General features: G+C 75.3%; 23 protein-coding genes. 10 read left to right on the forward strand and 13 right to left on the reverse strand.

What is annotated here, in order from left to right; genetic code table 11:
- The first annotated feature begins 41 nt into the window (after positions 1-41).
- The 4 genes from ACWEFJ_RS08190 to ACWEFJ_RS08205 are packed head-to-tail and all read left to right on the forward strand — an operon-like array spanning position 42 to position 5,045.
- A complete protein-coding gene (locus ACWEFJ_RS08190; RefSeq protein WP_449713288.1) occupies positions 42-1,661 on the forward strand; it encodes a carbamoyltransferase family protein in 1,620 nt (539 codons plus the stop codon).
- Complete coding sequence (locus tag ACWEFJ_RS08195; RefSeq protein ID WP_449713289.1) at positions 1,658-2,920, forward strand: glycosyltransferase family 2 protein; 1,263 nt, start codon at positions 1,658-1,660, stop codon at positions 2,918-2,920. Before ACWEFJ_RS08190 ends, ACWEFJ_RS08195 begins: the two co-directional genes overlap by 4 nt.
- On the forward strand, positions 2,917-3,807 hold the full coding sequence (locus tag ACWEFJ_RS08200) for a glycosyltransferase family 9 protein (protein WP_449713290.1): 891 nt from the start codon (positions 2,917-2,919) through the stop codon (positions 3,805-3,807). The genes ACWEFJ_RS08195 and ACWEFJ_RS08200 overlap by 4 nt, the downstream gene beginning before the upstream one ends.
- Positions 3,765-5,045, forward strand: a complete 1,281-nt coding sequence (locus ACWEFJ_RS08205) for a UDP-glucose dehydrogenase family protein (protein ID WP_449713291.1) — start codon at positions 3,765-3,767, stop codon at positions 5,043-5,045. The genes ACWEFJ_RS08200 and ACWEFJ_RS08205 overlap by 43 nt, the downstream gene beginning before the upstream one ends.
- 45 nt (positions 5,046-5,090) lie before the next feature.
- On the opposite strand, the gene ACWEFJ_RS08210 is transcribed toward ACWEFJ_RS08205, so the two are convergent.
- Together ACWEFJ_RS08210 and ACWEFJ_RS08215 are read right to left on the reverse strand one after the other, a co-directional pair.
- A complete protein-coding gene (locus ACWEFJ_RS08210) occupies positions 5,091-5,795 on the reverse strand; it encodes an ABC transporter permease (RefSeq protein WP_378096058.1) in 705 nt (234 codons plus the stop codon).
- The gene (locus ACWEFJ_RS08215) at positions 5,792-6,706 is read right to left on the reverse strand and encodes an ABC transporter ATP-binding protein (protein WP_378096055.1); all 915 of its coding nucleotides are present in this window, start codon (positions 6,704-6,706) and stop codon (positions 5,792-5,794) included. Before ACWEFJ_RS08215 ends, ACWEFJ_RS08210 begins: the two co-directional genes overlap by 4 nt.
- 108 nt (positions 6,707-6,814) lie before the next feature.
- Here ACWEFJ_RS08215 and ACWEFJ_RS08220 point away from each other — a divergent pair, with 108 nt between their 5' ends.
- Positions 6,815-7,948, forward strand: coding sequence for a histidine kinase (locus tag ACWEFJ_RS08220; protein ID WP_449713292.1), 1,134 nt, complete (start codon positions 6,815-6,817; stop codon positions 7,946-7,948).
- Between the two features lie 100 nt (positions 7,949-8,048).
- Entirely contained in the window at positions 8,049-8,651 is a 603-nt protein-coding gene (locus ACWEFJ_RS08225) for a response regulator transcription factor (protein WP_449713293.1), read from the forward strand.
- Here the strand turns inward: ACWEFJ_RS08225 and ACWEFJ_RS08230 are convergent.
- Positions 8,609-10,000, reverse strand: coding sequence for an aldehyde dehydrogenase family protein (locus ACWEFJ_RS08230; protein WP_449713376.1), 1,392 nt, complete (start codon positions 9,998-10,000; stop codon positions 8,609-8,611). The two genes, ACWEFJ_RS08225 and ACWEFJ_RS08230, sit on opposite strands and share 43 nt — an antisense overlap.
- Before the next feature lie 70 nt (positions 10,001-10,070).
- Between ACWEFJ_RS08230 and ACWEFJ_RS08235 the strand changes: the two genes are divergently transcribed.
- Positions 10,071-10,469, forward strand: coding sequence for a ChaB family protein (locus tag ACWEFJ_RS08235; protein ID WP_378094057.1), 399 nt, complete (start codon positions 10,071-10,073; stop codon positions 10,467-10,469).
- 64 nt (positions 10,470-10,533) lie between these two features.
- Here the strand turns inward: ACWEFJ_RS08235 and ACWEFJ_RS08240 are convergent, their stop codons facing one another.
- Complete coding sequence (locus tag ACWEFJ_RS08240; protein ID WP_449713294.1) at positions 10,534-11,355, reverse strand: SDR family oxidoreductase; 822 nt, start codon at positions 11,353-11,355, stop codon at positions 10,534-10,536.
- A gap of 85 nt (positions 11,356-11,440) precedes the next feature.
- Between ACWEFJ_RS08240 and ACWEFJ_RS08245 the strand changes: the two genes are divergently transcribed.
- The 3 genes from ACWEFJ_RS08245 (at position 11,441) to ACWEFJ_RS08255 (ending at position 13,756) form a co-directional block, all read left to right on the forward strand.
- The gene (locus ACWEFJ_RS08245; RefSeq protein ID WP_378094061.1) at positions 11,441-12,613 is read left to right on the forward strand and encodes a zinc-dependent alcohol dehydrogenase; all 1,173 of its coding nucleotides are present in this window, start codon (positions 11,441-11,443) and stop codon (positions 12,611-12,613) included.
- A 17-nt stretch (positions 12,614-12,630) separates the two neighbouring features.
- The gene (locus tag ACWEFJ_RS08250) at positions 12,631-12,999 is read left to right on the forward strand and encodes a hypothetical protein (protein WP_378094064.1); all 369 of its coding nucleotides are present in this window, start codon (positions 12,631-12,633) and stop codon (positions 12,997-12,999) included.
- Positions 13,000-13,081: 82 nt separating this feature from the next.
- On the forward strand, positions 13,082-13,756 hold the full coding sequence (locus ACWEFJ_RS08255) for a DUF6766 family protein (RefSeq protein ID WP_449713295.1): 675 nt from the start codon (positions 13,082-13,084) through the stop codon (positions 13,754-13,756).
- Between the two features lie 209 nt (positions 13,757-13,965).
- Here the strand turns inward: ACWEFJ_RS08255 and ACWEFJ_RS08260 are convergent, their stop codons facing one another.
- Genes ACWEFJ_RS08260 through ACWEFJ_RS08300 form a run of 9 tightly spaced genes read right to left on the reverse strand, consistent with a single transcriptional unit; the run spans position 13,966 to position 21,791 of the window.
- Positions 13,966-14,466 (reverse strand): DUF6328 family protein, encoded by a 501-nt coding sequence (locus ACWEFJ_RS08260; RefSeq protein WP_449713296.1) that lies wholly within the window; start codon positions 14,464-14,466, stop codon positions 13,966-13,968.
- A 36-nt stretch (positions 14,467-14,502) separates the two neighbouring features.
- Positions 14,503-15,675 (reverse strand): cytochrome P450, encoded by a 1,173-nt coding sequence (locus ACWEFJ_RS08265; protein ID WP_449713297.1) that lies wholly within the window; start codon positions 15,673-15,675, stop codon positions 14,503-14,505.
- A complete protein-coding gene (locus ACWEFJ_RS08270) occupies positions 15,666-16,346 on the reverse strand; it encodes an SDR family oxidoreductase (protein ID WP_378094076.1) in 681 nt (226 codons plus the stop codon). The genes ACWEFJ_RS08265 and ACWEFJ_RS08270 overlap by 10 nt, the downstream gene beginning before the upstream one ends.
- Positions 16,346-17,635, reverse strand: coding sequence for a D-glycero-beta-D-manno-heptose 1-phosphate adenylyltransferase (gene rfaE2 / locus ACWEFJ_RS08275; RefSeq protein ID WP_449713298.1), 1,290 nt, complete (start codon positions 17,633-17,635; stop codon positions 16,346-16,348). The genes ACWEFJ_RS08270 and rfaE2 overlap by 1 nt, the downstream gene beginning before the upstream one ends.
- Positions 17,632-18,207: a D-sedoheptulose-7-phosphate isomerase gene (locus ACWEFJ_RS08280; protein ID WP_449713299.1), complete on the reverse strand. Its 576-nt coding sequence runs from the start codon at positions 18,205-18,207 to the stop codon at positions 17,632-17,634. The genes rfaE2 and ACWEFJ_RS08280 overlap by 4 nt, the downstream gene beginning before the upstream one ends.
- A complete protein-coding gene (locus ACWEFJ_RS08285) occupies positions 18,204-19,409 on the reverse strand; it encodes a glycosyltransferase (protein WP_449713300.1) in 1,206 nt (401 codons plus the stop codon). Before ACWEFJ_RS08285 ends, ACWEFJ_RS08280 begins: the two co-directional genes overlap by 4 nt.
- The gene (locus tag ACWEFJ_RS08290) at positions 19,406-20,284 is read right to left on the reverse strand and encodes a glycosyltransferase (protein WP_449713301.1); all 879 of its coding nucleotides are present in this window, start codon (positions 20,282-20,284) and stop codon (positions 19,406-19,408) included. Before ACWEFJ_RS08290 ends, ACWEFJ_RS08285 begins: the two co-directional genes overlap by 4 nt.
- On the reverse strand, positions 20,281-21,279 hold the full coding sequence (locus ACWEFJ_RS08295; protein ID WP_449713302.1) for a glycosyltransferase family 9 protein: 999 nt from the start codon (positions 21,277-21,279) through the stop codon (positions 20,281-20,283). Before ACWEFJ_RS08295 ends, ACWEFJ_RS08290 begins: the two co-directional genes overlap by 4 nt.
- Entirely contained in the window at positions 21,276-21,791 is a 516-nt protein-coding gene (locus ACWEFJ_RS08300; protein ID WP_449713303.1) for a D-glycero-alpha-D-manno-heptose-1,7-bisphosphate 7-phosphatase, read from the reverse strand. The genes ACWEFJ_RS08295 and ACWEFJ_RS08300 overlap by 4 nt, the downstream gene beginning before the upstream one ends.
- Positions 21,792-21,859: the final 68 nt, after the last annotated feature.

Raw genomic sequence — 21,859 nt, forward strand, 5'->3', positions numbered from 1 at the left:
GAGGGCGGTCCACTCAGGAGCAGGAGCGAAAGGGGAACGCCGTGCGCGTGCTCGGAATCAACGCGGTCTTCCACGACCCCGCCGCCGCCCTCGTGGTGGACGGCCGGGTGGTGGCCGCCGCGGAGGAGGAACGCTTCTCCCGCCGCAAGCACGGCAAGCGGCCGGTGCCGTTCTCCGCGTGGGAACAGCCCGAGCAGGCCGCGCGCTGGTGCCTGGAGCACGCCGGGCTGACGCCCGCCGACCTGGACGCCGTGGCCTACTCCTACGACCCGGACCTGGTCGAGCCCAACGACGTGCCGTGGGAGGACCTGCGCACCGAGTACGCCCGCCGCGCGCCGTACTTCCTGGCCACCGCGCTGCCGGGGCTGGACCCGGCCATCGTGCGGTTCGTGCCGCACCACGTCGCGCACGCCGCGTCGACCGGCCTGGCCGCGCCGTTCGGCGGCGACTGCGCCGTGCTGGTCAACGACGGCCGCGGCGAGTGCCGGTCGCACCTGGCGGGCAGCTACCGCGACCACAGGCTGGAGACGCTGGCCGCGCAGCACCTGCCGCACTCCCTGGGCCTGCTCTACGAGGACCTGACCGAGCACCTGGGCTTCCTGCGCTCCAGCGACGAGTACAAGGTGATGGCGCTGGCCTCCTACGCCGAGCCCAAGCACCTGGACCTGTTGCGCGAGCACGTCCGCGCGACCGAGGACGGCGGGTTCCACATCACGCCGCTGGACTGGGCGACGCTGGCCAAGCGCCGCGGCCCGGACGACGAGGTGACGCGCGAGCACGCCGAGCTGGCGGCCAGCGTGCAGGTCCGGGTCGAGGAGGTGCTGCTGGACCTGGTGCGGTGGCTGCACGAGCGGACCGGGCAGAAGCGGCTGACCATGGCGGGCGGCGTGGCGCTCAACTGCGTGGCGAACACCCGGATCTTCGCCGAGGGGCCGTTCGAGGAGGTGTGGGTGCAGCCGGCCGCCGGTGACGCGGGGACCGCGCTGGGCGCGGCGTTGCAGGTGGTGGCGGACGCCGGCGAACCGGCCGCCGCGATGCCGGGCGCGGATTTGGGCCGGTCCTGGACGGACGCGGAGATCGAGGACCACCTGCGCACCGCGAAGGTGCCGTACGAGGAGCCGGACGACGTGGCCGTCGCGGTGGCCGAGGCGTTGGCCGACGACCAGGTGGTGGCCTGGTTCCAGGGTCGCAGCGAGTACGGGCCGCGGGCGCTGGGCCGCCGGTCGCTGCTCGCGCACCCCGGCCGGGCGGAGAACCTGGCCCGGCTCAACGAGGTGAAGGGGCGCGAGCAGTTCCGGCCGATCGCGCCGATGGTGCTGGCCGACCGCGCGGCCGAGCTGTTCGAGCGGGGACCGCTGCCCAGCCCCTACATGCTCTTCGTGCACGACGTGCGGCCGGAGTGGCGCGACCGCATCCCGGCGGTCGTGCACGTGGACGGCACGGCGCGCGTGCAGACCGTGGACGCGGCCACCGAGCCGCTGATGGCGCGGGTGATCCGCGAGTTCGACCGGCGCACCGGCGTGCCCGTGGTGGTGAACACGAGCCTCAACACGGCCGGGCGGCCGATGGTGGACGACCCGCGCGACGCGCTGGAGTGCTTCGGCTCGGCGCCGGTGGACCTGCTGGCCATCGGCCGGTTCGTGGTGCGGCGGCCGCGATGAGCGTCGACTACGCGGTCGTGATCCCCACCGTCGGGCGGGACAGCCTGCGCATCGTGCTCGACGCGCTGGAGCACGGCGACGGCCCGCCGCCGCGCGAGGTGATCGTGGTGGACGACCGGCCCGACCCGGGCCCGCTGCCGCCGACGCACTCGGCGCGCGTGCTGCGCACCGGCGGTCGCGGCCCCGCCGCCGCGCGCAACGCCGGGTGGCGTGCGGCGTGCTGCGAGTGGATCGCGTTCCTGGACGACGACGTGGTGCCGCCGCGCGACTGGAAGCAGCGGCTGACCGCCGACCTGGCCCGGCTGGGGCTGGACGTGGGCGCGTCGCAGGGCCGGATCACCGTGCCGCTGCCCGCCGACCGCCGGCCGACCGACTGGGAGCGCGGCACGGCCGGGTTGGCGGACGCGCGGTGGATCACCGCGGACATGGCCTACCGGCGGGCGGCGCTCGTGCACGCGGGCGGGTTCGACGAGCGGTTCCCGCGCGCGTACCGGGAGGACGCCGAGCTGGCGCTGCGCGTGCAGGCCCGCGGGTACCGGATCGTCAGGGGCGACCGCGTGACCACGCACCCGGTGCGCGAGGCGGGGTTCTTCGCGAGCCTGCGACAGCAGCGCGGCAACGCCGACGACGCGTTGGCGCGGCGGCTGCTCGGGCCGCGGTGGCGTGAGCTGATGGGCGGCGCGCCCGGTCGGCTGCGGTGGCACGCGGCCACCACGGCGTCCGGGGCCGCCGCGGTCCTGTGCGGGTTCCTGGGGTGGCGGAAGGCGGCGTGGGCGTTCGGCGGCGCGTGGGCGGGGCTCACCGGGTGGTTCGCCGCGCAGCGCATCGCACCCGGACCGCGCACCCGCGACGAGGTGGCGAGGATGGTCGTCACCAGCGTCGCCATCCCGCCCGCCGCGTGCTGGCACCGGCTGCGGGGCGAGGTGCGGCACCGGGGCGTGCCGGTCGCGGGCCGGACCCGCCGGGTGGTGCCGGTGGCGGACGCACTGGACCGGCTGCGCACGACCGCGCGGGAGACCGGGAAGGCGTGGGAGGCGGCGAAGGCTCCGGCGGCCGGCGCGGCACGCCGGACCGGGGAGCCGCGCCAGGCCGAGCCGGCTCCCGGCGCCGGGAAGGCGCGCGGGACCGCGGGACAGCAGCGGGCGGGGAACGCCTCGGCGGCCGGGAAGGCGCGCGGGAACGGCAGGGCGCGGGAGGTCGGCCCCGGTTCCGGATCGGCGCGGGACACCGGGTCGGGCTCCGGGAGGGCGCAGCGGTGAGGATCCTCGTGCTGCGCGCGCTCGGCCTCGGCGACCTGCTGACGGCCGTGCCCGCGCTGCGCGGGTTGCGCCGGGCGCACCCCGACGCGGAGATCACCCTGGCCGCGCCCGGCTGGCTCGCCGACGCCGTGGACCGGATCGACGCGGTGGACCGGCTGCTGCCCACCGAGGGCCTCGTGCCGCTCGACTGCGACTCGCCGGACCTCGCGGTCAACCTGCACGGGAAGGGGCCGCAGAGCACGACCCTGCTGCGCGCCACCCGCCCGGCACGGCTGATCACCCACGGCGCGCACGTGCCGTGGCCCGCGCACCAGCACGAGGTGCTGCGGTGGTGCCGGCTGCTGGCGCAGTTCGGCATCGCCTGCGACCCGGACGACCTGCACCTGCCGCCCCGGCCCCGCAACGGCGCGATCGTCGTGCACCCCGGCGCGAGCCACGGCGCGCGGCGGTGGCCCGCGGACCGGTTCGCCGAGGTGGTGCGCGCGTTGGGCCCGGACGTCGTGGTGACCGGCAGCCCCGCCGAGGCGCCCCTGGTGCGCGAGGTCACCGACGGCCGCACGCGCACCGGCGACCTGGCCGGACTGCTGGACCTCGTGGCCGGCGCACGACTCGTCATCTGCGGTGACACCGGCGTGGCGCACGTCGCCACCGCCTACCGCACGCCGTCCGTGGTGTTGTTCGGCCCCGTGTCCCCCGCCGAGTGGGGACCGCGGTCGGGGCCGCACCGGGTGCTGTGGCGCGGCAGGACCGGCGACACGTTCGCCGACCGGCCCGACCCGGGGCTGCTCGACATCACCGCGGCCGAGGTGCTGGACGCCGCGCGAACACTACTGGGAGGTGGACCGTGGCCAGGATCGGCGTCATCGGAGCGGGCTATGTCGGTCTGACGACCGCGGCGTGCTTCGCCCGGCTCGGGCACACCGTGGTGTGCGCGGACGTGGACGAGGCGAAGGTCGCGGCGCTGGGCCGGGCCGAGATCGGCGCGCACGAACCGGGGTTGGGCGAGCTGGTCGCGGAGGGGTTGCGCGACGGGCGGCTGCGGTTCGTGCTCGGCAACGCGGAGGCGCTGTCCGATGTGGACTTCGTGTTCCTGTGCGTGCCGACGCCGACCGGCGAGGACGGGGCGGCCGACCTCGCCGCGGTGCACGCGGTGCTGCGCGAGGCGCGCGACGCGGTCCGGCCCGGCTGCGTGCTCGTGATCAAGTCGACCGTGCCCGCCGGCACCGCGGAGCGGGTGGCCGAGTTGGTGGGCCGGTCCGACGTGCGGGTCGTGTCCAACCCGGAGTTCCTGCGCGAGGGCCACGCCGTGGACGACTTCCTGCGGCCCCAACGGGTCGTGGTCGGCTCCGAGACCGAGGACGCCGCACGCCGGGTGGTCGCGCTGTACGCGGGGACGGGCGCGCCGGCGCTGGTCACCGGCAGCGCGAGCGCGGAGCTGGTGAAGTACGCCAGCAACTGCTTCCTGGCCATGAAGCTGTCCTACGTCAACAGCCTCGCCGAGCTGTGCGAGCGGGTCGGCGCGGACATCGGCGACGTGACCGAGGGCATGAAGCTGGACGACCGGATCGGGTCGGCGTTCCTGGAACCCGGACCGGGCTGGGGCGGCTCGTGCTTCCCCAAGGACACCAGGGCGCTGTTGTCCACGGCGGAGGACGCGCACGTCGACTTCCCGTTGCTGCGCGCGACCATCGGCACGAACGACCACCAGGCGCGGCGGGTCGTCGGCCTGGTCCGCGAGGCGGTGGGCGGCGAGCTGGCGGGCGTCCGGCTCGGGCTGCTCGGGTTGACGTTCAAGGCGGGCACCGACGACCTGCGCGACTCCCCCGCCCTCGCGGTCGCCCGGCTGCTGGCCGAGGAGGGTGCGTGGCTGATCGGCTACGACCCGTGCGTCAGCCGGGACTGCGGCCCGGTCCGGGTGCTGGGCTCGGCCGAGGCGGTGGCGGACGGCGCGCGCGGCCTGGTGGTGCTGACCGAGTGGCCGGAGTTCGCCGAGCTGGACTGGCCGAACCTGGCGGCCGCGATGGCGGAGCCCGTCATCGTGGACACGCGCAACCTGCTGCCGGTCGAGAAGGTGGCCGAGGCGGGGTTCCGCCTGGTCTCCCTGGGACGTCCCGCGGCGAGGTAGGGGCCGGGCCCCGGCGGGCGTCCCACCCGCCGGGGCCCGGGCGTCCTACGTGCGCGGGTCCCAGCGGAAGAAGCGGGCGGCCAGGCCGGTCGCCGCCACCACCCACAGCGCCACGGACAGGGCGGCCGGGCCGACCTGCCCGGTCGGGCCTCCCCACGCCGCGCCGACCAGCGTGCCCAGGCCGCTGCCCGGCACCAGGAACAGCCGCACGTCCACCGGCCCGGCGGACCCCAGCAGGCCGCCGATGACGAGGGCGAAGAAGAACGGCGCGGTGGTGATCTGGGCCAGCTCCGCGGTGTTGGTCACCCCGCTGGTGCACACGCCCGCCGCGCAGCTCAGCGCCACTCCCCCGACCACCGCCAAGGCCAGCAGCTCCGGCCGCGCCGGCAGCGGCGCGCCGGCCGCCACGCTGATGCCCAGCAGCACCACCGCCTGCGCGAGCCCCAGCAGCACGACCGGCAGCAGCACGCCGGTCAGCACCACGGCGTCCGACGCCGCGCCCGTCCGCAGCCGCTTGAGGTAGAGGTCCTGCCGGCGGGCCGTCAACGCGGTCGTCACGGTCACGTACACGGTGAACCCGAGCGAGAACAGCAGTTGCAGCGTCACGACCGTGGTCCAGCCGGACGGCTCGCCGTCCGCGGTCAGCGCGAAGTAGGCGCCCATCGCCAGCGGCATCAGCACGGCCAGCGCGGCGGCGGTCCGGTTGCGCAGCAGGAGCTTCAGCTCGGCCACGCCCAGTGCGGCGATCACGCGGCCACCGCCTCGCGCCCGGCGCGGGCGCCGTGGAACACGTCCTCCAGCGAGGCGTGGTGCGCGCGGATGCGTCCCAGGCGCAAGCCCTCCTGCCGCGCCCACGCCAGGAGCACCGCGAGGTCGTCCTGCAGCTCGCGGGTCCGCACCTCCACCCGGCCGGACGGCCGGTGCACCACGTCGCCGGACAGCATCGGCAGCGCGCTCACGTCGAGCGGCTCGGGCAGGTCGAACGCGATCCGCGCGGGCTGGGCGGCGAGCACGTCCACCAGCGCCCCGGACACCGCGACCTCGCCCTCGTGCAGGATCGCCAGCCGGTGCGCGAGCGACTCGGCCTCCTCCAGGTAGTGCGTGGTCAGCACGACGGTCGTGCCCTCGGCGAGCAGGCCGCGCACCACGTCCCACGTGCGCCGCCGCGACTCGGGGTCCAGCCCGGTCGTCGGCTCGTCCAGGAACAGCAGCTCGGGCCGCCCCAGCACGGCCAGCGCGAGGTCGAGCCGCCGCCGCTCGCCGCCGGACAGCTGCTTGATCCGCACGTCGCGCCGGTGCGCCAGGTCCAGCCGCGCCAGCACGTCCTCGGTGGCCCGCCGGCCGCTCGTCGCGCCCCACAGCGCGACCATCTCGCGCGCGGTGAGGTCGGCCGGGAACCCGCTGTCCTGCAACATGACGCCGGTGCGGCCGCGCAGCGCCGCGCGGTCGCGGAACGGGTCCAGCCCCAGCACCCGCACGGTGCCGGCGAACGGGGCGCGCAGCCCCTCCAGCGTCTCCATGGTGGTGGTCTTGCCCGCGCCGTTCGTGCCGAGCAGCGCGAACAGCTCCCCCCGCCGGACCTCGAAGTCGATCCCCCGGACCGCTTCGAAGTCACCGTAGCGGCACCTCAGGCCCGCCACGTCGATCACCGCTTCACCCATGGCCGCCATGCTCGTCGCCCGCCCGCGCGCCCCCCAGTGCCGTCGCGCACCGGTCCGTGTGACAGATGTCAGCAGACAGGCGTGCGACCCGGCTCGTAGATTCGCCTGGTGACCCCCTTGACCAGGCTCCGCCGCTACACGTGGTGGTCCGTGCTGGCGGGCGGCGCGGTCGTCCTCGTCGGCACCGCGCTCGACCTGCTCGCCAACCACTACGGCCTGGTCAAGTCGCTGCTGGTGGGGGCGGCGGTGGTCGTGGTGGTCGTCCAGCACACCCGGTACCTGCGCCTGGCGATGGACGGGCTGGGCCGTGGCGGCGGCCGGCCGTGGGAGCACGCGGCGACGTTCGCGGTGGCGTTGGCGGCGTGGGCGGTGATGTGCGCCGGCGGCGGGTTCCTGGCGGCCTGGTCGCTGCTGCCCGCGCTGGTGATCGCGCACGTGGCCGCGTCCCTGCCCGCCGGCCGCCGCTGGCCGGCCGCGGCGGTGATGTCGGTGCTCGCGGTGGCGGCGGGCGGCGTGTTCGGGGGCGAGGACGCCCGACCGGCGATGGTCCTGGCCGTGATGATGATCATCGCGCTGCTGTTCGCCGACCTGGCGCAGCTCTGGATCTGGCAGCTCGTCGTACGGCAGGAGCAGGGCAGGCGGACGGCCGAGGCGCTGGCCGTGGCCGAGGAGCGGCTGCGGTTCGCCGCCGACCTGCACGACGTCCAGGGCCACCACCTCCAGGCGATCGCGTTGAAGGGCGAGCTGGCGCAGCGGCTGATCGGCCGGGACGACGAGCAGGCCCGGCGGCACGCGGGCGAGGTGGCCGAGCTGGCACGGACCGCGTTGCGGGAGACCCGCGAGGTGGTGCAGGGCTACCGGCGGGCCAGCCTGGGCACGGAGATCGCGAACGCGGTGGGGGTGCTGCGGGCGGCGGGGATCGAGACGACGGTGGAGGGCGACGCGGCCCGCGTGCCGCCGCCGTTGCAGCCGTTGTTCGGCGCGCTGGTGCGGGAGGGGACGACGAACGTGCTGCGGCACAGCCGGGCGCGCCGCTGCGCGCTGGTGATCGACGTGGCCGGGGACCGGGTCTGCGTGCGGGTGCGCAACGACGGGGTGCCGGGCGCGGGCGAGGGCGGCGAGCCGGGTTCGGGCCTGGCCGGGCTGCGCGAGCGGTTCGCCGCGGTCGGGGGCCGGGTGGAGGCCGGTTCGGCGGGCCCGGAGGCGTTCGAGCTGGTGGGACGCGCCGGGGTGGGTCGATGACCCGGGTGGCGCCGGCCGGGGCGGGCCGCCGACCCGACCGGAGCGCGCCGGCGGTCCGGGAAGCGCACGGGGCCGCCGGCCGGCGCACGGGGGTGGGCCGGTGATCCGGGTGGTGCTGGCCGACGACGAAGATTTGATCCGGGGCGCGTTGGCGGCGTTGCTGGAGCTGGAGGACGACATCGAGGTGGTCGCGCAGGCCAGCGACGGCGAGGCGGCGGTCGCGGCGGTGCGGGCGCACCGGCCCGACATCGCCGTGTTCGACCTGGAGATGCCCCGGCGCGACGGCGTGCTGGCGGCCGAGGCGGTGCGCGGGCTCGACGGGGTCGCGGTGGTGATCGTGACCCGGCACGCCCGGCCCGGTGTGCTGCGGCGGGCGTTGAGCGCGGGCGTGCGCGGGTTCGTGCCCAAGACCACCCCGGCCGCGCGGCTCGCCTCCATCCTGCGCGACGTGCACGCCGGCCGGCGCTACGTGGACTCCGAGATCGCTGCGGCCGCGTTGACCGAGGGCGCGTGCCCGCTGACCGCCCGGGAGCTGGACGTGCTGCGGCACGCCCTCCAGGGCGGCACGGTGGCCACGATCGCCCGCGAGACCCACCTCGCCGCCGGCACGGTGCGCAACTACCTGTCGTCGGCGATGACCAAGCTCGGCGTGACCACCCGCTACGAGGCCGCGCGGCTGGCCTGGGACGAGGGCTGGATCTGACCCTGGCCGAGGTGCACGACCTTCACCGCGGTCATCTCGTCCAGCAGCTCCGGCCCGTACCCGAACCCGGTGCCGGACCGCCGGCGCGGCTCGGCGGCCCCGCCGGGCGCGCCGCCGAACACCGCGTTGACCTTCACCGTGCCGACCGGCAGCTCCCGCCACGCCCGCTGCGCGTGCGCCATCGACCCGGTGAGCACGGTCGCGGCCAGGCCGTGCTCGTCCACGCACGCCTCGGCCAGGCCCTCCTCGAACGACGGCACCACGCGCACCGCCGCGACCGGGCCGAACGTCTCCTCCCGCATCACGCGCATGTCGGGCGTGCAGCGGGCGAGCACGGTCGCCGGGTAGTACGCGCCCTCGCGGTCCGGGATCCTGCCGCCGACCAGCAGCTCCGCGCCGTCGGCCACGGCCTCGGCGACGTGCGCGTGCACGTGCTCCCGCATCCGGGCGTCCACCAGCGGCTGCGGGTCGGCGTTCCAGCGCCCGGCCTCGTCGCACAGCGCCGCCAGGAACTCCCCGGCCACGGCCTGGTGCACGAAGATCCGCTCCACCGAGGTGCAGAGCTGCCCGGCGTTGGTGAACGCGCCGATCGCCGCCTGTTCGGCCGCCCAGGCCGGGTCCACGTCCGCGTCGACCAGCAGCGGGTCGTTGCCGCCGTTCTCCAGCAGCGCCTTCGCGCCGGTCGCGGCGCACGCGGCGGCGATCGAGCGGCCGGTCGCCGTGCCGCCGACGTGGGCGACGACGTCCACGTGCGGCGACGCGGCCAGCGCCGCGCCCACCGCGCCGTCGCCGGTGAGGCTCTGGAGCACGCCCGGAGGGAAGTGCTCGACCAGGAGCTGCGCCAGCAGCACACCCGTGTGCGGGCAGCGCTCGCTCGGCTTGTGCACCACGGTGTTGCCGGTCACCAGGGCCGCGCCGAGCAGCCCGCAGGAGACGGCGACCGGGTCGTTCCACGGGGTGAGGGCGACGACCACGCCGCGCGGCTCGGGGACCATGAAGTCGGCGGCGTCGTGCGCGCCGTGCAGCGACCGGCCGCGGTGCACCGGACCCAGCTCGGCGTACTGCTCCAACGTGGACGCGCCCGCCAGCACACCGTCCCGGGCGGACCCGACGGGGCGGCCGGTCTCCGAGTGCAGCAGCTCGGCCAGCTCGTCCGCGTGCTCCCGGACCGCCGCCGCGGCGGCCCTGAGCGCCGCTCCCCGTTCGGCGGCAGGGGTTGCCGCCCAACCGGGTTGCGCCTCACGCGCGGTGAGCACCGCGCCGGCCACGTCCTCGTCCGTGGCGCCGGGCAACCAGCCGATCAGCCGACCGTCGACCGGGCTGTGGACGTCGAGTGCTGCGACACGCATGTCCGTCATGGACACCGGGTACCCCGGCGGTCGAGGTGAAACCCGAGGCGGAGCCCCGAGGAGGACAGCCATGCCCGGACGTGAGGAGCTGCCCAGCACGATCGCGCGGTCGTCGAAGAAGGCGCAGCGGACGTGGATCAAGGCGCACGACTCGGCCGTGCAGACGTACGGCGAGGGCCAGCGCTCGCACCGGACCGCGTTCGCCGCGTTGAAGCACTCGTTCGAGAAGGTCGGCGACCACTGGGAGCCGAAGCGGGAGAAGGGCCCGTCCGACGCGCAGGCCGCGCGCAGCACGCCCAAGCAGGGCAGGACGGCGGGCGGCGTGGACGCCAACGCCAGCAAGCAGCACCTCTACGACCTGGCGAAGAGGCTGGACGTGCCCGGCCGCTCGACCATGACCAAGCAGCAGCTCGTCGAGGCGATCGGCAAGGCCAACAACCGCAAGACCGCGAAGGCCCGGTCCAAGTAGGCGCGGCCCGGGGACTTCCGACGAGCCCCGTGTCCCCGGACGGGGGCACGGGGCGCTCCCGTGGTCAGGGTTGGAGCCACTTCCGGTCGGTGAGGAGTTGGCTCGCCTGCGGGCCCATCAACGTCATGCCGCCGTCCACCACGAACGACGCCCCGGTCACGTACCCGGCCGCCGGCGTGGCCAGGAACGCCACCACCGCGGCGACCTCGTCCGCGCTGCCCGGCCGCCCCAGCGGCACGCCCGGCCGCGGCTGGGTGCGCGGGTCCACGTCCTCCTGGCCCGTCATCGGGGTGGAGATCTCGCCGGGCGCGACCGAGTTGACCGTGATGGCGTGCTCGGCCAGCTCCAGGGCCAGCACCTTCGTCAACGCGCCCAGCCCGGCCTTGGCCGCGCAGTAGGGCGCCGCGCCGACCCGGGGCTGGTGCTCGTGCACGGAGGTGATGTTGATGATCCGGCCGCCCTGCCCGGCCTCGATCATGTGCTTGGCGGCGCGTTGCGCGCACAGGAACGCGCCGTCGAGGTCGACCGACAGCACCGAGCGCCAGGTGTCGAAGTCCATGTCCATGGCCTTCTGCGCGGTGCCGGTGCCCGCGCAGTTCACCAGCACGTCGATGCCGCCCAGCTCCTCGGCCAGCTCGTCGACCACGGCCGCGGCGGTGGGCAGGTCGGTCAGGTCGAGCCGCCGCACGGCCGCCCGCACGCCCTGCGCGCGGACCTCCCGAGCGGTGCGCTCGCCGCCTTCGGCGTCGGTGTGGAACGTGATGCCGACGTCCACCCCGCCACCGGCCAACGCCACCGCGACGGCCCGGCCGATGCCGGAGTCGGAGCCGGTCACGACGGCGCGCATCGGCGCGCCGACCCGGTCCTGGGGTAGTGGTGCAGTCATGGGCGGCGGGTACCCGGCCCGGTGTTTGCCACACGCCGTGCCGGGAACGCTCCGGACAGTCGACGTCGGCAGTGGGAGGAGCACCATGAAGGCCGTCACCTGGCACGGCAAGCGGGACGTGCGCGTGGAGACCGTGCCGGACCCCGTCCTCAAGGAGCCGACCGACGTCATCGTGCGCGTCACGTCCACCGGCTTGTGCGGCTCCGACCTGCACCTGTACGAGGTGTTGGGCCCGTTCATCGACCAGGGCGACGTCCTCGGGCACGAGCCCATGGGCGTGGTCGAGGAGGTCGGCGCGGAGGTCACCGGGGTCAAGCCCGGCGACCGGGTCGTCATCCCGTTCAACGTCTCGTGCGGCACGTGCTTCATGTGCGAGCGCGGCCTGCAGTCGCAGTGCGAGACGAGCCAGGTGCGCGAGCAGGGCACGGGCGCGGCGCTGTTCGGCTACACCAAGCTGTACGGGCAGGTGCCCGGCGGGCAGGCCGAGTACCTGCGGGTGCCGTTCGGCAACACGCTGCCCATCAAGGTGCCCGAGGGTCCGGCGGACGACCGGTTCGTGTACCTGTCCGACGTGCTGCCGACCGCGTGGCAGGCGGTGGAGTACGCGGCCACCCGGGACAGCCTGGTCGTGCTCGGCCTCGGCCCGATCGGCGACATGGCGACCCGCATCGCCCAGCACCGCGGCGTGGAGACCGTCATCGGGGTCGACCTGGTGCCCGAGCGGATGGCACGGGCCCGCGGCCACGGCGTGACCGTGCTGAACGTGCGCGACAGCCACCTGGTGGACCACATCCGCGACCTCACCGGCGGGCGCGGCCCGGAGGCGGTGATCGACGCCGTCGGCATGGAGGCGCACGGCGCGCCGGTCGCCAAGCTCGCGCACCAGGCGGTCGGCCTGCTGCCGGACGCCATCGCCGCGCCGTTCATGCGGACCGCGGGCGTGGACCGGCTGCACGCGCTGCGCCTGGCGATCGACATCGTGCGGAGGGGCGGCACCATCTCGGTGTCCGGTGTGTACGGCGGGATGGCCGACCCGATGCCGCTGCTGACGCTGTTCGACAAGCAGGTGCAGCTGCGCATGGGCCAGGCGAACGTGTGGCGCTGGGTGCCGGAGATCCTGCCGCTGTTGACCGACGGCGACCCGCTCGGCGTGGACTCGTTCGCCACCCACCACCTGCCGCTCGACCAGGCGCCGCACGCCTACGAGATCTTCCAGCGCAAGCAGGACAACGCCGTCAAAGTGCTGTTCCGGCCTTGACGGGCTAGGTTGCAGCCATGATCCGCTTTCGGTGGTCGGCCGCCGCGGCGTCGGCGGCGGTGCTGGTGGCGAGCGGGTGCGGTCCGGGTTCCGGCGACCTGGTCGGGCGGGCGGTGGAGGACTTCACCGCCGCGGTGTCCTCGGGCGACGCGGACCGCGCGTGCGCGCTGTTGACGGACCGGGCGCGCGAGGGCGTGGACTGCTCGTCGCTGGACGTGCCCGGCGGCGCCGTGGAGTCCGTCGAGGTCTGGGGTGACGCGGCGCAGGTCCGCACCTCGCGGGACGTGCTGTTCCTGCGCGAGCTGTCGTCGGGGTGGCGGGTGTCCGGCGCGGGGTGCGAGTCGCGCGGGGACCGGCCGTACGAGTGCGAGGTGGGCGGGCCGTGACGCAACGGGCGATGTTCTACGTGTACCTGGTCGGTGTGCTGGTGCTGCTGGTCTACTTCGCCGTCATCGGGTTGGTGGGCATGTGAAGCGGTTCCTGCGCGACAACGGGCTGGGGTTGGCGTTCGGCCTGCTGTTCCTGGCCTCGCTGGTCGGTCAGGCGTTCGCCGGCAACGCCGCCCTCAACGCCGACCGGCTCACCGACGGCGGTGACCCGATCGGGTTCTGGCAGTACGTGACGTCGTCGGACTTCGCCGTGGACGTGGCCGAGAACTGGCAGTCCGAGTACCTGCAGTTCTTCCTGTTCATCTTCGCGACCGTGTGGCTGATGCAGAAGGGGTCGACCGAGTCGAAGACCGCGGACCGGCTCGGGCCGGAGTCCGACGAGAGCCAGTCGCTCGGCGCGCACGCGACGGGGCAGTCGCCGCCGTGGGCGAAGGCGGGCGGCTGGCGGACCGCCCTGTACTCGAACTCGCTCGGCCTGGTGATGCTGGTGTTGTTCCTCGGCTCGTGGGGCGCGCAGTCCATCGCCGGGCGCAGCGCGTACAACAACGACCAGTTGAACACCTTCCAGGACCCGGTCGGCTGGTGGGACTACGTGCTGTCGGCCGACTTCTGGAACCGGTCGCTGCAGAACTGGCAGTCGGAGTTCCTGGCGATCGGCTCGATGGTGGTGTTCAGCGTGTACCTGCGCCAGCGGGGCTCGTCGCAGTCCAAGCCGGTCGGCGCGCCGCACCACTCGACCGACGAGTCGGGCTGATCCCCGGCGGCCGACCCGCCGGGGTGGGTGGTCACGCCGGGTGGTCGGCCCGGGGGTCGTTCGAGGCGGTGGGCCGCGGGTCGGGGATCACGCACGGCGGGCGGCCACCAGGGTCACGTGCGTCGTGCGCGTGGTGTGCGAGGCGGTCTGCTGCGGGGACTCGTGCGAGGCGGTCGGCTGCGGGGGTCGCGCGGGCGGTCGGCCCGGGGTCATTCGAGGCGGTCGGCTTCGTCCACGTCGTCGGACTCGATGCTGTCCCGGCCGCGCTCGCGCCACGGCAGGGCGAACCACAGCGTGCCGAACAGCAGCAGCGCGAACACGCCGAACCCGATGGCCACCCAGCCGCCGATGATCACCTCGCCGAGCATCAGCACGGTGCCGATCATGGCCAGGGCCAGGAACGCCAACCCGGCGATCGCGAACCGGTTCGCCACCTCGATCACGTCCTCGCGCCGGCCGCGCCGGAACAGCAGCCGGTGCCACGCCGCGGGCGCGGTGAGCAGCGCGACCGCGCACGCGGCGAACAGGATCGTGATCAGGTGGGTGGCGCGGATGTACGCGTCGGCGGACGCGTACCGGTCGGTGAACGTGATCGACAGCAGGAAGCCGAACAGGATCTGGACGCCCGCCTGCGCCACCCGGAGTTCCTGCAGCAACTCGTTGAGGTTGCGGGCCAACCTCCGCTGGTGTGACTCCTCAGCCCGGCTCACCGCCACCACGTACCCAACCACGGGTCCGTTCAACCATTATTTTCGGGTGACGAACGTGAGGCCGAAGTGGTTGAGGGTGGCGGGCAGCGGCGCGTGCAGGGTGGGCACCTCCAGGTGGTCGCGCAGGGCGTCCAGCATCGTGCTCCCGGCGACCAGCACCAGGTCGCGGCCGGGGCAGACGCCGGGCCCGCCGCTGAACGGCACCAGCCCCGGGTCCGGCGGCGTCGGCCAGTTCTCCGGCGCGTAGGAGTCCGCGTACGGCAGCCGGTCCGGGTCGCGGTGGAAGTACGGGGCGAACACGACGAACGTGGTGCCCGCCGGCAGCCACGTCCCGTGCCAGCGGGTCGGACCGGTGCTCTCGCGCAGGATCACCGGCGTGGTGGGCCACAGCCGCGCCGACTCCCAGATCCCGGCCGGCCCCTCGCCGCCGATCGCCAGCGCCCGCATGGTCACGATGCCCGCCGCGTCGAACGCGAACAGCCAGTGCGGGACCTGGCCGAGCAGCTCGTCGACCGGCGCGAGGGCCGCCAGGCTGCCCGCCTCGGCCCGTTCCAGGTGCCCGCGCAGCCGGTCCTCGAACCGGCGGCGCAGCGCCTCCCGGCGCGGGTGCAGGTAGGCCCAGTTCGCGTTGCCGCGCAACGTCTTGAGCACGTCGGTCAGCTCGCCGTCCTCGCGGGCGGCCGACCCGAGCACGATCCGCCGCGCCGCCCGCCACCACGCCTGCGCGAACGCGTCCCAGGTCAGCTCGCCGGCGCTGCGCGCGTGCCGCAGCAGGAGGTCCGCCTCGTCGGCCACGATCGACGGCACGTCGATCTTCTCCGGCCGCAGCACGTCCTCGGTGACCGCGCGCCGGTGCGCGCGCCGCTCCCCCGTCGAGATCAGCACGCCGTGCGGCTGGAAGTGCGCCAGCGCGGCCTTCTTCTCCCGGGTGGCGAGGGCGAACGGGGTCGGCGACTCGGCGAGCAGGCGGGACACGTCCAGCGGGTCGAGGAGCAGCGCGACGCTGCGGCCGGTCACCCGCAGCCGCAGCGGTTCCGGCCCGTAGCGGGCGCGGAACCGCCGCAGGGTCGCCACGGCCGCGGCGTCCGCCCGGACCGCGGCGGCCAGGGCCGTCGCCGGCGGGCGGCGCACGATCACGCCCTTGGCCAGCGTCGGCAGCAGCACCTTGGCGAACGCCCGACCGGTGTCGAGCCGGGATGCTACGGCCACGATCCCTCTTCCGCGTGGGCGACGACGAGCTCGCGCACCTCGCACCCCTCGGGTTGGCGCAGCGCGAACACGATGGCGTCGGCGACCCGCTCCGGCGGGTTCAGCTTGCTGTCGTCCGGCGGCCGGTACTGCTCGGCCCGGTCGTCGAAGAAGTGGGTGCGCATGCCGCCGGGGATCACCAGCGTCACGCCGACCCGCCCGGCGGTCTCGGCCGCCAGCGCCCGGGTGAAGCCGACCACGCCGAACTTCGAGGCGCAGTACGCGGTGGCGTCGCTGACCGCGCGCAGCCCCAGGGTGGACGCGATGGTCACCACCCGGCCGCCGTCGAGCAGCGGCAGCGCCGCCCGCACGACCGCCGCCGTGCCGAGCAGGTTCACCATCACCACCCGGTCCCAGTCCGGGCCGGACACCTCGTCCAGCCGGCCGCACGCGTCCGTGCCCGCCGCCGTGACGACCGCGCGCAGGCCGCCGTTGCGCTCGGCGATGGCCCGCACCGCGCGTTCCGCCGCCCTGGTGTCGGACAGGTCCACCGACTCGAAGTCGGCCACCTCCGGCGACGACGGCGCGGCCTTGTCCAGCACCAGCGGCCGGCCGCCCAGCTCGTGCACCGCGTGCACCACGGCCGCGCCCAGACCGGACGCGCCTCCCGTCACCAACACCTGACCGAGCATCAGCCCCTCCTCGACAGCATCTCGGTGGTCGACCGGCCCCGGTGGTAGGGCACCACGACGGTGCGCCCACCCCAGCCCGCGACCAGGTCCGCTTCCGGCAGCGACTCCACGGTGTAGTCGCCGCCCTTGACCCACACGTCCGGGCGCAGCGCCGCCAGCGCCCGCTCCGGCGTGTCGTCCTCGAACACGATCACGTCGTCCACGCAGCCCAGCGCGCGCAGCACCTCGACCCGGTCCTGCTCCCGGGTGACCGGCCGGTCCGGGCCCTTGAGCCGGCGCACCGACGCGTCGGAGTTCAGGCACACCACCAGGCAGTCGCCCAGCGCCCGCGCGGCGCGCAGGGTGCGGACGTGGCCCGCGTGCAGGAGGTCGAAGCAGCCGCCGGTCGCGACCACCACGCCGCCCCGCGCCCGCACCGCGTCCACTGTGGACAGCACGTCGACCGGGCGGAACCCGGACGCGCCGCCGTGGCGCAGGAACTCGGCGGCGGACGTGACGCCGTCGGCGACCGCGTCGTCCATCGCCGCGCCGGCCATGAGCCGGGCCGCGACGGTCGCCGCGAACCGGTCCCCCGCGCCGCACGGGTCCACGACGGGCACCCTGGGCGCGGGCACGGCGACCGGCGTGCCGCCGCCGTGCAGCAGCGCGCCGTCGGCGCCGAGCGTCACCACCACGGCCCGCGCCCGCCACCGGGCGCGCAGCGCTTCCAGCGCGTCCATCGGGTCGTCGTGGCCGCTGAACCGCTTCGCCTCGGACGCGTTCGGCGTGACCAGCCGCGCGCCGGGCACCGGGTCCGGGCCGCGCGGGTGGGGGTCCCAGACCACCGGGCGGCGGGCGAGGACGCCGCGCAGCCGCTCGTCGCGCAGGAGCCCGCGCCCGTAGTCGGAGACCAGCACGCAGTCGGCCTCCAGCACGGCGTCGAGCATGTCGTCCGTGGCGTGCGGCGGCGCGCCGGGGCCGCCGCCGCGGTCGAGCCGGGCGATCGACTGGTCGCCGCAGCGCAACCGCGTCTTGACCGGGGTCGGCACCGGCGAGGGCCCGAGCACGGAGGGCACCGCGGCCAGCTCGTCCCGCAGCCGCTGCCCGTCCTCGTCGTCGGCCACGGCGCTGACCAGCGTCACGTCCACGCCGTCGGCGGCGGCCAGCGCGGCGGCCAGGCCCGCGCCGCCGGGTCGGGCGCGTTCCTCCCGGACGTCCAGCACGGGCGCGGGCGCGTCCGGGCACAGCCGCTCGGCCGTGCCGAGCACGTCCACGTCGAGCAACGAGTCGCCCACGACGACGAGCTTCACGACACCCTCCGTTCCGCGGCGGGCAGCGCCGCTTCGAAGGCCGCGCACAGCGCGTGCACGGCGACCAGCTGGGCCTCCTGCACGTTCGCGGGCGCACCGGGCAGCGCGAGCACCTCGTCCACCACGTCGGCCAGCGGGTTCGGGGCCGGGCCGGTCATCGCCCACACGTGCGCGCCCGCCTCCCGGCCGGCCTTCGCCGCCTCGATGAGGTTCGGGCTGCGGCCGCTGGTGGTCAGCAGCACCACGACGTCCCGCGGCCGGGCATGCGCGGTGACCTGGCGGGCGAACACCTGGTCGTAGCCGTAGTCGTTGCCGATCGCGGTCACGCTGGACGACTCCGCGCACAGCGCGATGGCCGAGAACGGCCGCCGGTCGTCGCGGAACCGGCCGACCAGCTCGGCGGTCAGGTGCTGCGCCTCGGCGGCTGACCCGCCGTTGCCCGCCGCGAGCAGCCGGCCCCCGGCGTCGAGCCGGCGGGCCAGGACGCCGCCCCAGCGGGTCAGCCGCGGCGCCTGGGCGCGCAGCCCGGCCAGCGTCTCGGCCAGGCCGTTCAAATGGGTCTCGACGGTCATCGGGAGCCTCCCACGGCCACGGCCGGAGCGGCCGCGACGCGCTCGTAGACGCGTTCGGTGTCCTCGGCGATCCGGTCCCACGTGTAGCGCACGCCCACCCGGTCCAGGCCCGCGAGCCCGTACGCCTCCCGGCGCGCCCGGTCGGACAGCAGCGAGTGCAGCGCCCGCGCCAGCGCGACCGGCTCGCGCGGCGGCACCAGCACGCCGGTCACGCCGTCCACCACGGTGTCGGTCAGGCCGCCCACGGCGGCGGCCACCACGGGCACGCTGCAGGCCATCGCCTCCAGCGGCACGATGCCGAACGGCTCGTACCAGGGCACGCAGGCCACCACGTCGGCCGAGCGCAGCAGCGCGGGCATCTCGTCCCGCGACACCTGCCCGGCCAGGCACAGCCGGTCGCGCACGCCCAGGCGTTCCGCGTGCGCGGCGAGCCGGCGCGCCTCCGGGTCGGACCCGACGTCCACCGGGCCGCCCGCGATGACCAGCTCGGTGGCGGGCAGCGACCGCAGGGCCGTGATCAGGTCCTGGAAGCCCTTGCGCGGCACGAGCCGGCCGACCGACACCACGCGGTGCGGGTAGCGGCGGCGCGCCACCGGGCCCTCGGGCTGGAACCGCGTCGGGTCCACGCCGCACGGCACGACCGAGATCCGCGACCGCGGCACGCCCATGCGCAGCAGCTCGACCACCTCGTCGTCGCAGGTGGCGGCGATCCGGTCGGCCTCGCGGCCGATCATCCGCTCGATCGCGATCCGCTCGGCCGGGCTGGTGTCGTCCGCGCCCTGGTGGCGGCGCTTCACCGTGCCGAGGGCGTGGTAGGTCTGCACGACGGGCACGCCCGCCTTGCGCCCCGCGAGCACCGACGCGAGGCCGGACATCCAGAAGTGCGCGTGCACGACGTCCGGCGGCTCGCCGTCCCACTCCTGCTCCAGGAACCGGGCGAACTCGCCCATGTGCGGCAGCAGGTCGTCCTTGGGCACCGCGCGGGCCGGGCCGGCGGGCACGTGCACCACCTCGTAGCCCTGCTCGGTGCGCACCCGCTCGGGCAGGTCCGGGTCGTCGCGGCGGGTGTGGACCACCACGTCGTGCCCGCGGTCGGACAGTGCTGCCGACAAGGCGGCGACGTGCACGTTCTGTCCGCCCGCGTCCACACCACCCAGGGCGGCCAGCGGGCTGGCATGCTCGGACACCATCGCGATCCTCATCCGCTCACTCCTGTCAACAACCGGTCCCAAGCCCGCAGGAAGGCGTCGAGGCCGTACCGGGCCAGGGCGAACTCCCTGGCCTGCTTGCCCTTCTGCCTGGCCAGCGCCGGGTCGGCGACCAGCTCGGCCACCGCCCGCACCAACTCGTCCACCTCGGTGGAGACCACGCCCGCCTCCGGCGGCACCGCGCGCACCACCTCGGTGCACGCCAGCGCCACCACGGGCATGCCCAGGTGCATCGCCTCGATCAGGGACAGGCCGAGCGACGTCCACCGCACGGGGTGCAGGTAGAGCCGGCGCCGGGCGAGTTCCCGGTGCAGCGACGCGAGGTCGTGGTCGCCGCGGCCCATCGCGCCCAGCTTCTCGGTCTTCATGCCGTAGACGTCCAGCGGCGCGGCCTCGGCGAAGCGCGGCAGCAGGTCGGTGCCCACCGCCCGGCCCCGGCGCACCGGGTCGTTCACCACGACCGCGGCCCGGGCCAGATCGCCGGTGTAGAGCGGGCCCGGGTCGACCACACCGTGCTCGATCACGACGGTGCGCGTGTCGCCGCAGTCCCACATGAGGTCGTTGAAGTGGGTGACGTGGACGATCGTGCCCGGCCAGTCCTTGAGCGGGTGGGCCTGGTTCGGGTACTTCGGCGTGTTGTGCTCCAGGTACACGACCGGGATGCCGGAGGGCACCAGGCCGACCTCGACGGGCCGTTGCAGCACGGCGATGTCGGCGTCCACTTCGGACGGCGCCACCTCGCGCGCCGAGGGCCAGTCGCGCCCGGACAACCCTATGCCGTGGGGAGGACCGGGGATCAGGTACTCGTGGCCACCGCGGACGAACGCGTTCGTCCACGAGCCGTGCACGTGCCACAGCAAGATCTTCACGTCCGCACCCCCACGAGGTCGGCAACGGCGGTGACGACCTGGTCGGCCGTCACCCGGTCGAGGCACGGGTGTCCGGGCACCGGGCACTCCCGGGCGCGCGTGCCGCGGCACGGCGCGTCCTGGTCGCCCAACACCACGTGTGGCCCGTACGGCGCCCACCGGACGGCGGGCACGACGGGGGAGAACAAGGAGACGACGGGCGTGCCGACCGCGGCGGCCAGGTGGGCGGGGCCGGTGTTGCCGACCACCACCGCGTCCGCGCGGGCCAACACCCCGGCCAGTTCGGCGAACGTCGTGCGGCCGCCGAGGTCGACGCCGTGCGCGCCCGCCACGTGCCGGGTCAGCGCGGTCTCGGCCGGCCCGCCGGTGACGACGACGCGGTGCCCGGCCTCGGTGAGCGCGACGACGGCCTCGGCGCAGCGGTGCGGCGACCACGCGCGGGCGGGCGCCGAGGCGCCGGGGTGCACCACCACGTACGGCCCCGGTTCGGCCACGGCGGGTTCCGGCGGGGTCGTGACCGCGAGCCGGCCGTCGTCGCCCGGCGGCAGCTCGAACCCGGCGGCCCGCGCGACTTCCAGCGCGCGTTCGGCTTCCGGGACGTCCGGGTCGTCGCGCAGCCGGACGTCCAGCAGGGAGCCGGGGTAGTCGACGGAGCGGGCGACGACCCGGGGCACGCCGGCCAGCTTCAGCAGCAGCGCCAGCGGCAGCGGGCTCTGGTGGAAGGACGTGAGGATCAGCGCGACGTCGGCGCGGATCCCCTTGAGCAGCGCGACAATTCCCTCTATGTCCGGATTGCGCACCTCCGGCGCCGGGTTCGCGATCCACGGGCAGTCCCACCGCACGATCCGCTGCACGCCCGGCAGCAGCGCCGCCGCCTGCGCGCCGGAGTGCCCGCACAGCAGCACCACCTCGCCCGCGTGCGCGGCCGCGCGCACCGCCGGGCCGGCGAGCAGCACGTCGCCGTCGCTGTCGAGCCTCGCCACGAGAGTCCTCATAGGACCATCGCCAACGCGGACGCGAGGTCGGGCGCGGTGTGCGGTGCGCGGTCGACCTCTTCGGGCAGGGTCACGGGGGTGGGCACGAGGATGGGGGTGACACCGGCCGCCAGCGCGGCCCGGACGTCCGCTTCGATGTCGCCGATGAAGAAGGTGCGCTCGGGGCGCGCGCCGAGTTCCTCGCACGCGCGCAGGATCATGGTGGGCGCGGGTTTGCGGCACGGGCAGCCGTCTTCCGGGGCGTGCGGGCACACCTGCCAGGTGCCGAACCGGCCGAGCAGGACTTCGACCCTGGCGTTCACCGCGTCCATCTGGGCCGGGGTGAGCAGACCGCGACCGACGCCGGACTGGTTGCTGACCACGCCCGTGCGCACGCCGTTGGCGCGCAGCACGCGCACGACTTCGCGCGCGCCGGGCATCGGCCGGACCTTGTCCGGATCGCCGTTGTAGGGCACGTCCTCGATGAGCGTGCCGTCGCGGTCGAAGAGAACCGCGTCGGGGTACTGGTCCACAGAGGAGAGTTAGCCGGTGCGAAACGAAGCAAACACTTCTCGGAGAAGCGCTACTCTCCGTCACTCCG

The organism is Actinosynnema sp. NPDC004786 (assembly GCF_053601135.1).